This window comes from Synechococcus sp. L2F (genome assembly GCF_024345695.1).
Lineage (GTDB): Bacteria > Cyanobacteriota > Cyanobacteriia > PCC-6307 > Cyanobiaceae > MW101C3.
Genome location: NZ_JAGQBP010000009.1, coordinates 20,715 through 29,629, shown reverse-complemented (window position 1 = coordinate 29,629; position 8,915 = coordinate 20,715). Strand labels below are relative to the sequence as shown.

Sequence of the window (8,915 nt, the reverse complement as noted above, 5' to 3'; positions counted from 1 at the left end):
TGCGGACTCCTTCAGCCACCGAAGCGCCGGGGACGCCGAGGGCGAGATAGGTTTCGCGAAGGCCGTTGAGGCAACGATCTTCCAGGACGGAAGCGTCGCCGGTGAAGACGGCGTAGGTGACGTAGCGAAGGATGATCTCCATGTCGCGCAGGCAGGCAGCCATGCGGCGATGGGTGTAGGCGTTGCCACCGGGGGCGATCAGAGCAGGCTGTTGATCGAAGAGATCGCGAGCAGCGTTGGTGACGAGGCTGGAGGCGTTGGAGGTGATGCGGTTGACAGCATCCATGCGCTTGTTGCTGTCAGCGACAACCGACGCCAGGGCGTCGATCTGGGCGCTGCTGAGGAATTCGCCGCGGGCATCAGCCTGAGCAACGACCTTGGTGAAGGCGTCGAACATGTAAATGAGCTCCTGTTCTCGACGGGTGGGGTCGGGAGGGTGGGTGTGCAAAGCGAGAGCGCCAAAGGCGTTCACGCGAGCCAGAAAGGTGTGTCTTGCGCTGAACACCGTTGTTTGACCGGTGCCAGCGGACCCCCGACTTGGCCTACGTATTTTTGGCCCAACGCCTAATCTTGTGAGCGATGCTTAACAAATGGTCATTGCCTGCTGATATCCATTGCGGGGCAAGGCTTTTGCGTGGTGAAGCCAGGCATTCTGTGCTCAGGCTGAGGTGGCAGGCCCCAGTGAATGTATCTGAGCGAACAGAAACCTGGTGAAAATCCCATGTGTGGGATCACTTTGATGCCCACGAGTTGTGGGAATCCTGCTCGAGCGCTGCAAGTTCAACGTTGAGGGGATCAACGCGTCCAGTCCGATTCCGTGCTGGTCAAGTGCGTCCAGTTCAGCTCGGTTCGGATTGACACTGGCCAGCCCAGCTCCGCGCTGCCCGACCGCACCCCTGAAGTCACCCCCTTGATCGGTCCAGGCCGAAGGAGAGTTGTTGGTTGTGGCCATGCTGCAGCTCCCAGTTGAGCTGCTCCCAGGGGCGCATGACCCTGGAGCGCTGAGTGTGGCCTGTAGACGAAGTCAAGCGGAGCTCATGGGTGTTGTGGTCCCTCTGCCATTGGTCTGATGGCAACTGGGCCTCGGTTGGTGTCGAGAACAGTTCCGTCTTCAGGAACGCATCGCGGAACCGTTCGTTCAACGACTCGGCAGCCGTTCTGCCAAGGCGACCCTGGCTCGATCTAGGCCGTTCCCGTACCGCTGCCCTCGCTCCAGCGTCTGAGGGCATGAGCAATGAACTCCGGCCCGTTGTCACTGCGGATGAAGGCCTGAGCTGGGTAGAGCCTGATGAGCTTCTCCAGCACCGCCACCACATCTATGGCCTTGCAACGCCGTCCCAGACGGATCGCCTGGCACAGGCGGCTGTCCTCGTCGATCACGTTCAGGAACTTGAGCCGCCTTCCATCAGCGGTGGCATCGAACTGGACGTCCATGGCCCACACCTGATGGGGATGCTCACCCTGGTGAGGCCGCACGGAGCCTTCGGCGGGTCGTGCACGCTTCTGCTTGCGAGGAGTGGGGCGCTGCAGGCCTATCTCCCGCCACAGCCGTTGCACTCACTTGTGATTCACCATCCAGGCCTCACGCAGAAGGCGATAGGCCATGCGGCTGTCCCAGCGGATGTGTTCGGCCGCGATCCTTAGGGGACGCCGCCGGAGCTTGCTCTCCTCCAGATCGATGGCCTTGCCGCCATGGCGCTGCGTGCTGCTGTGCTGGCCAGCCACCCGACAGACGAAGCGTTCAGATGCCCGGTATCGCTCCTGCAGGACCACGACGGCCCTGCGCCGGAGTTCCGGGCTCAGATGTTGCTCTCGGCAAGGTCTTTGCGCATTGCCTTCTCCAGCTCTGCCTCAGCCAGAAGCTTCCACTGCTTCGGGGAAGGCCTTCGGGCTGGAGCGTGCGGAGGATCTGTTCGGGTGAAGGCCTGGTGTGTTTCATGGTCGAGTCCCCGGCTCAAGTCGGGCTGGCTGAAGACTCTCCTTCACCCTGGACTGGCTTCCGGGGTTCACGCCGCCCCGTTCAAATCCAGGTCAGTGCTGCCATAAAAAAACCTCCCATGGAGGAGGTTTGATGAGAAGAGGCCCAGGAAGGGCCCCAGGCTTCAGGCGCTAGGCGGCGTGGGTTGTCCCCGCCGGAATCAATCCGATGCGATATCGCCGCCGCTGACGGAGACGTTGGTGACCTTGCCGCCAAGGCGGTTCACGAGCCGAAGCGTGTCATTCATGCGGGTGTAGGGAACCTGCATGACGCAATCAGAGCTGCGCACATAGTCGTTGTTGACGATGCCGGTGACGCTGATGGTGACTTGGCGGTTGCTGCTGAAGCTGCTGCCGCGGGTGCCTGCGGAGACCTTCATGGCTGGGATGGCGAGGGGATGGAGAAAAAGATCAGTTCACTGGTGTGAGGCTGGCAACCTTGCCACCCTGGCGGTGAATCTGCTGCTGGTACTCCAGCAGTTTGTCGAACGGAATGAAGCGCACACGGTTGCTGCGCTTGTGCAGTTTGTAGTTGTTGAAACCAGTGATCTCAACGCGATAGGTGCGGCCTTGCTGGCCAGCACCCACGCCCATGCGGGTGACGCCATCGTCTTCCACCTTGCGGAAAGCCGAACCGCAGGCATTCGGGCTCACCACCGGAATGGGGGCTTCCTTGTGAATGGAGGGGTTGAGACGGGATTGGTTCTTGGCCAGATCACCTTTCACAGAAGCGGCCACGCCGCGGGTGAGCTGGAGGAGGTAGGAGAACTGAAGGCCCTGCTGCCCGGCGGAGTAATTCCAGCCGTGGAGGTAAGGGACCTGATCTTCTCCGAAACGCTCCTGGTACTCGGCGCTGTCGATGTAGGAATCGATTTCGGCGTCGAAGCCCTGCTCCTGCAGGATGGTGAAGTGCTCAAGCATTTCGGCCTTGTTCTGGGGAGCGCGCCCGAGAAGATGCTTGAAGTTGAGTTCGATGAACCGGTAGGGGTTGGTGCTTTCGAAGAAGCGCTTGCGGTAGAGGCTGCTCTTGGCGATCTGGCGGACCAGCTCGCGCACACTCAGATAGCCGCGACGGAACAGGGATTCAGGACCCTCAAGGCGATCGCTCTTGAGGACGTATTGGAAGCCGAGAACCTGCTGGTAAACAGCCCGAATCAATGTGGCCTTGTCGGATTCGGTGGCGTTCAGCCAGTTTTCCTTGTTTTGCGAGGTCGAAAAACGGTCAATGCCCAGATAGGCAGCGTTGACGAGTGTCATGGGCGTGCGAGCCGGGGGTGGGGAGACAGGGCATGTCGGGAGGGTGCCGTACACGGCGCGGCACTCGCGGACGGGTCTGGCATTAGCGGGATCCTATGGGGGGACTACAACCTCCAGCGCCTGGTTCCAGAATCGTTACAAAGCAGAGATCTGGCGCCATCAGCCAACGCCGATACCATCCGGCCATGCCTTGGTCTGTTGTGTGAAGCCATGACGTCCCTGCCTGCGGCGGATTCCTGGTCCCATCGCATGAGCCTTCAGCTCCAGTCGCTCAGTGTGATCTGCGAAACGCTCACCCTCCGTCTGCTGGAGCTGGAAGAGCGCATGGGCCGCTGGGATGAGCAGAAGCGGTGCCTGGAAGAGCAGGCTTCGGTGCAAGCCGGCAGCGCCGCCGCTCTGGTGGATGTGCTGGAAGCCACCGGCCAACGGCTTGCCTCTCTGGAGTCGCTGCTGGAGGGGACACAGGGGGTAGTTGCTGAAGCCAATGCCGCGCCGCCGCGTTTGCAGGTGCTGCATGCCCAGCCCAGGCGCCGCGCGCAGGTCGAAGGGCGCCCGTTGGAAGAGTCGTTGCTCGAAGCATCGCCGCCCGAGCCTGGCGACAGGGACAATCTGGCCGCTGCTGAGGCTGCTGGCGCCATGAGCGGGGCCAAGGTGTTCGGCCTCCATGCTCAGGAGCCGTCGCTGGCGAAGGCGCGTTCCATGCCGGCAGCCTTGGAGCGCCCTGAACGTCCCAGCGAAGCTGACGATGTGTTTCCCGAGGACGAGGAACAACCCTTCATGGATGAACTGACGGCCTGAAGCGGGCTGCCTGGGCAAGCCATCTGAAGATGAACGATGGGCCTGGGCCATGGGCGCCCAAGCCATGCTCACGCTTGGGACTCAGCCCCCGGAACCGGTGCTCAGCATGGCGCCAGCCGTTGTGAGCAGCACCCTCACCAGTTCGAGAGCGCCGAGGCCTCCGGCCAGCAGCCAGAGATTCATCGCAAGGCGTGGTGGTTGGCCGTTCTTCCAGGTGGGCGACACCTGAACGGGAACCGGGCCGGGAGCCATCACGTCGGTGCCCATCACCATGTGGGGGGTGCTGCCCCAGGAGCGGGTGCCGCGGAAGGGCCCTGCAGGCGCTCGTTTGGACTGGGCGTCCCTCCAGTAAGCGGTGTAACGGGGGGCTTGCTGGTTGAACGGCAGCTCACCGCCGGGGTTGCCAGGCAGCACACGTCCCAATTGCTGGGGAACGTCCATCTCGCCGAAACGATCGAGATACTCATTCGACTCCAGCAGGGCATCGACACAGCCTTCAAGCCCGCGCTGCGCAATCAGAATGGAGAGAGCGAGCCGTTCCCCATCCCCATTCACTTTGCGGCCGAGAACGCGGCCCACGATCTGATCCACCATCGCGTAATTGCTGTTGCAGCGATAGAAGCCTTCACGGAATCGTGGCGATAGAAGAAGACCGCGAATGAAGAGTCGTGTTGTGATCTGGCCGTTGCGAAACTGCGATTCCAGGGCGGCGTCGCGGTCGACTTTGAAGGCGTGGAAGAAGATCTGGCGGTAGGAGCGCTCGATCAAAGCGTCCATGTCCTGAGGGCTGCGGCGCAGACCTTCGGGGGAGCGGCGGGGATCCTCCTCACTGCCGACGGAATAGCTTTTGACGCGGGCATTTTGCGCGATCTGGCTGTATTCGAGCAGGGGCAGAGGCATGCGTAAGTGTTGTGCTGGTGGTAGAAGCTAGAGGCTCTCGTCGCGATCTTGGTGAATGAAAAGCATCCACACATACTCCTTTACAAAATAAGAGTTCATGACATTCTCTTCATGAAGAAGTCTTGAAGTTGGTGGGGCAGGCTGTGCCGCCCGCCCCGGTCATGCCTCAGGCGGCGAACCAATCGGCTGGGATCTCTGCGCTGTAATCGTGGGTTCGCTGAAACTCGAAGGGGCCAGCCACTGATCCCCACAGCTGCTGGTGGGTTTCCGGATCGTGGCCGCGGTCGATCGTGCGCATCCCGCGGGGATCGAGCTCAAAGCTGCTCACCAGGTAGGCCACGCTCCCCTTGCGTTCCACCAGGCAACCACAGCCGTGCTCCACCTCGCCCACGAAACCTTCTCCCTGCTGGCGAACCACGTACGAGCAGCCCTTGAGCAGGCGCAGGTCGTCGTTCTGGATCGTCGCCATCCGCTCCGGCTCCTCCACAGCCCCCCAGAACCGCTTCTCCTCCACCAACGCGTGGTTATGGATGCGCACCGAGCCATCCGGTGACGCCTCAGCCCGCAGGATGCGGATCCGGTAGGGCTGCCGAGGTGCGAAGGCATACGACTGCTCCAGCAGCAAGGCACCTTCTCCGAGCTGCGGCACGGGACGGAAGGCCACCAGGATGTGGGCGTAGATCGGTGGGTTCTCAAACGCCTGGTGCTGGTTGCTGAAGCCGGCGCTCAGCATCTCCACCAGACGGCGCAGGGTCGTGGTCATGAGCGGATCCTATGAGCGGAGCCTGCGCTGGCAGTTTCTGGCCGGAGCCTTTGCTGGAAGCCTGTAGTGGATGCCGAAGAACGTTGCGGTGCAGCATGCCCCAGCCCCAGCCCCAGCCTCAGCCTCAGCCGCCCAGCAACCGCAGGCGGAACGCCGCCACCTGGGCCACCAGATCCGGCTGGTTGATGGAGAAAGGGTGGTCACTCAGGGCGTCCAGGATGGCCGCGAGCCTCTCCGCCTCGCTCAGGTCCGGGGAGGGGTCGGCCGCCAGAGAGGCCTGCCAGGCCTGATCAAACGACATGCCAAAGCTGTCGGCGTTGTTGAACAGTTGATTCGAGTCCCACTCGGGGGGGGTGCGCATCATGAAAGCTGCGTCGGGGAGGGCAATGGAAGTTTTGGCAAGCCCCGGCCTGGTGACCGCCGCCGATGCCGGAATCGACCCGGAGTTTCAGCGGCTGAGCACGAAGCCAGGCAGAACTACACAGCGCACGGTGCCCGAAAATCGCGGCACGCAAAGGCTGTAGGCCAGAAATGGTGGATGCCAGGACCCAGATTTGAACTGGGGACACGGCGATTTTCAGTCGCCTGCTCTACCAACTGAGCTATCCCGGCAGGCTGCGGCCGCAGCGCTCCCGGATCTTAGATCACGGCGCGTGGCGCCTTCTTGCTGGCGTGCGGGCCAGACAGAGCAGCCCCGCCACCTGGAATCCCCCCTGTCCCAGGGCCAAAGCGGCGGCTTGCGCCGTCGCGCCGGTGGTGAGGATGTCGTCCACCAGCAGCACCTGCTGCTTCCTCCAGGTGGGGGCCGGCAAGTCGCCGCAGGCGCGCAGGCCTTGCTCGGCCAACCGCTCGCCTTCGGCACTGAGGCAGAACGAGCCAGCTTGGTTGCGCTCCCTCAGCTGGCGATTGAGGTGGTGCTGCCCGAGGGTGGCGTGGCGGCGGCGCAGCAGCGCGGCCTCCGGCAGGGGGAGTCCGGCGCAGATCTGTTCCGGCAGGGGATTCGCCCGGCGCTTCCAGCTCGGCACTGCCACCAGCAGCCCGTCACGGCAGAGTGCGTCCGGCAGGGTGGCGCCCAGGCTGCGCGCCAGGGCGGAAATCATGGCCGGATCAGGGCGCTTGCGCAGTCCCAGCAGCTCGCGGCGGAAGGCGCCGTCATAGGCGCCCAGGCTCCACCAGGGCAGCGGCTCGGTTCCTTGCAGCCCGATGCCGGTGAACTCCAGGTGCTCCTGACACGGCAGGCACAGAAGCCTCGCCTGCTCTCGGCTGGGCAACGGTTGGCGGCAGCGTGGGCAGACCGAGATGGTGAGCAGCTCACAGCAGCCGCTCAAAAACGACCGGAACATGGCGTGTGGGCGGGGAGTGGCAGGACTCCCACCTGCCGTGTCTCCTCAGCCTTCCCAACCGGCGCCATTGTGATCCCTGCGGCTCAGACGCCGCTCAGCCCGGCTGTGAGGGCATGGCCCGCAGCATGGCGACGAGGGTCCGGTGAGCGTCCTCACTGTCCGTGAGCGGGTGATCGAAGGGTACGGAGATGGTGGCGCCATCCACGTCGAGCTCCATGGCTTCCGGCAGCACCTGAAGCATGTGGGCCGCCTGGGCGTCTGCCACTCCGCCGTAGTGACGGGCGTAGGCCAGTACGGCCTCGGCGTGGTCGTTGTTCATGTGGGCGCAGATGCGTGCGCTGACGGCTGGGGTGAGGGGATCGGCGGGCATCGACGCGCAAAGGAGTGGGACGAAGCGCGATTCTGGCTGCCCTGCTCGCCCCTGCGCCTCTAGCCGGCCCCGAAGCGTTGCCAGAGAAGCAGCCCCAGCCGCACGCCGCTGAAGGCCACATAGCCCGCCAGAACAACGAACAGCCCCATGGAGATGACGGTGCGCAGTCGTTCGTTCATCGCAGGCAGGCAGACGGTTCCATGGCCATCATCCTCGGCCAGCCAGCCATTGCCGCCAGCCTCGCTGGGCCAGCAAGGCTGAGCCGAAAGCGCAGCTCACACCCGGTCGGCAGCGCACCGGGACTCCCAACAGCTGCTCACGCAGCTGACACCACTGGGGGTTGCGGGCCCCACCCCCCAGCGTCACCACCTGCTGCACGGCCGGCGCGCCGAGCTCCTGAAGCTTCCGCCAGCCCTGTGCCTCGATACGGCTGAGGCCCTCCAGCAGGGCCTGCAGGTACCGCACATCGCTGACCGGCCGGGGCTCCAGCACCGGCTCCAGGGTGGGATCGTCAACCGGGAAACGTTCACCCGCCGACGGCAGCGGCAGCAGATCCAGCCCGCTGGGGCGGCGTGTGTCGATCTGACGGCTCAGCTGCCGCAATTGCTGATCGGTGAAGAAGCGCCTCAGCACCACGCCGCCCGCATTTGAGGCTCCTCCCACCAGCCAGCGCCCAGCCACGCGATGGCAGCTCACCCCGGCCGCCTGGATCGGGTGCGCCACGAACTGCTTCAGCACCAACGTGCTCCCCAGCACGGCAACCCCTTCGTGATCCCGTGGTGCCGCCGCCAGCACGGCCGCGTTGGCGTCGGTGGTGCCTGCGATCACCAGGCAGCCAGGCGGCAGACCCAGTGCGGCGGCCGCTGGGGCATGCAACGGGCCCAGAGCGGTGCCACTGGCCACAATCTCCGGCAGCGCGCCCGACCAGTGCTGCTCGCCGATGGCGCCCGCCCAGAGGCCTGGTTCCAGCTGCCAGCCGAGCTTGAGATTGTTGCCTTCCTCCCCCCAGCGCCAGTTCCCCAGCAGCCAGCCCATTACCCAGTCGGCCTGATGGCGGAGCAGAAGGACTGGTTCCTGCAGCGCGTCGTGGACCTCCAGAAGCCGCAGCGCCCTCGCCAGGCTGCCGGAGCTGCTGCGGGCCGGTGATCCGGGCTGCACCAGTGCGACCAGGCTGGCGGCTTGCTCAGGGCAGGCCAGCGCATAGGACAGCGCCTCCCCCAGTGGTTCACCATCGGGGCGGCAGGCCAGCAGGGTGCCGGAGGTGCCATCCACACTGAGGGCCGCCACCTGCTGCCGCCAGGCTGCCGGCAGGGATTGAACCAGGGCCATCAGTCCGGAGCGCCAACCGCCGGGCTGTTCAAACGGCTGTGGGTAGGGCAAGGCCCGCTCGCCTCCAGCCACCGGCAGTCCTGCCGCATCGACGAGGGCAAGGCGCAGGCCGCTGGTGCCCAGGTCAATCCCCAGGCAGAACGGGGCTTGCGGTCCCGCCCCGGACATGGCGGAGACC

12 protein-coding genes and 1 tRNA gene are annotated in these 8,915 nt (G+C 64.4%); 1 reads left to right on the top strand and 12 read right to left on the bottom strand.

The window, feature by feature from the left end:
* The 5 genes from KBZ19_RS14950 to KBZ19_RS14930 all read right to left on the bottom strand — a co-directional run.
* Positions 1-397 (bottom strand): phycocyanin subunit beta (locus tag KBZ19_RS14950; RefSeq protein WP_255101512.1); only part of this gene is annotated, 397 nt, incomplete at its 3' end.
* A 785-nt stretch (positions 398-1,182) separates the two neighbouring features.
* Positions 1,183-1,476, bottom strand: a complete 294-nt coding sequence (locus KBZ19_RS14945; RefSeq protein ID WP_255101511.1) for a DDE-type integrase/transposase/recombinase — start codon at positions 1,474-1,476, stop codon at positions 1,183-1,185.
* An 81-nt stretch (positions 1,477-1,557) separates the two neighbouring features.
* Positions 1,558-1,725, bottom strand: a complete 168-nt coding sequence (locus tag KBZ19_RS14940) for a hypothetical protein (RefSeq protein WP_255101510.1) — start codon at positions 1,723-1,725, stop codon at positions 1,558-1,560.
* Positions 1,726-2,138: 413 nt separating this feature from the next.
* Positions 2,139-2,357: a phycobilisome linker polypeptide gene (locus tag KBZ19_RS14935; protein WP_255101508.1), complete on the bottom strand. Its 219-nt coding sequence runs from the start codon at positions 2,355-2,357 to the stop codon at positions 2,139-2,141.
* A 31-nt stretch (positions 2,358-2,388) separates the two neighbouring features.
* Positions 2,389-3,234, bottom strand: coding sequence for a phycobilisome linker polypeptide (locus KBZ19_RS14930; protein ID WP_094514107.1), 846 nt, complete (start codon positions 3,232-3,234; stop codon positions 2,389-2,391).
* Positions 3,235-3,444: 210 nt separating this feature from the next.
* Here KBZ19_RS14930 and KBZ19_RS14925 point away from each other — a divergent pair, with 210 nt between their 5' ends.
* Positions 3,445-4,032 carry a hypothetical protein gene (locus KBZ19_RS14925; RefSeq protein ID WP_255101505.1) on the top strand — a complete coding sequence of 196 codons (588 nt, stop codon included), beginning with the start codon at positions 3,445-3,447 and terminating at the stop codon, positions 4,030-4,032.
* Positions 4,033-4,113: 81 nt separating this feature from the next.
* On the opposite strand, the gene KBZ19_RS14920 is transcribed toward KBZ19_RS14925, so the two are convergent.
* From KBZ19_RS14920 to KBZ19_RS14890, 7 genes are all read right to left on the bottom strand, one after another.
* Positions 4,114-4,932: a phycobilisome rod-core linker polypeptide gene (locus tag KBZ19_RS14920; RefSeq protein ID WP_255101504.1), complete on the bottom strand. Its 819-nt coding sequence runs from the start codon at positions 4,930-4,932 to the stop codon at positions 4,114-4,116.
* A gap of 166 nt (positions 4,933-5,098) precedes the next feature.
* Positions 5,099-5,695, bottom strand: coding sequence for a chromophore lyase CpcT/CpeT (locus KBZ19_RS14915; RefSeq protein ID WP_255101503.1), 597 nt, complete (start codon positions 5,693-5,695; stop codon positions 5,099-5,101).
* A gap of 124 nt (positions 5,696-5,819) precedes the next feature.
* Positions 5,820-6,059: a hypothetical protein gene (locus KBZ19_RS14910; RefSeq protein WP_255101502.1), complete on the bottom strand. Its 240-nt coding sequence runs from the start codon at positions 6,057-6,059 to the stop codon at positions 5,820-5,822.
* Between the two features lie 175 nt (positions 6,060-6,234).
* A tRNA-Phe gene (locus KBZ19_RS14905) sits at positions 6,235-6,307 on the bottom strand.
* 32 nt (positions 6,308-6,339) lie between these two features.
* Complete coding sequence (locus KBZ19_RS14900) at positions 6,340-6,966, bottom strand: ComF family protein (RefSeq protein WP_255101501.1); 627 nt, start codon at positions 6,964-6,966, stop codon at positions 6,340-6,342.
* A 166-nt stretch (positions 6,967-7,132) separates the two neighbouring features.
* Positions 7,133-7,408, bottom strand: a complete 276-nt coding sequence (locus tag KBZ19_RS14895; protein WP_255101499.1) for a DUF2470 domain-containing protein — start codon at positions 7,406-7,408, stop codon at positions 7,133-7,135.
* Positions 7,409-7,615: 207 nt separating this feature from the next.
* A complete protein-coding gene (locus KBZ19_RS14890; protein ID WP_255101498.1) occupies positions 7,616-8,905 on the bottom strand; it encodes an FGGY-family carbohydrate kinase in 1,290 nt (429 codons plus the stop codon).
* Positions 8,906-8,915: the final 10 nt, after the last annotated feature.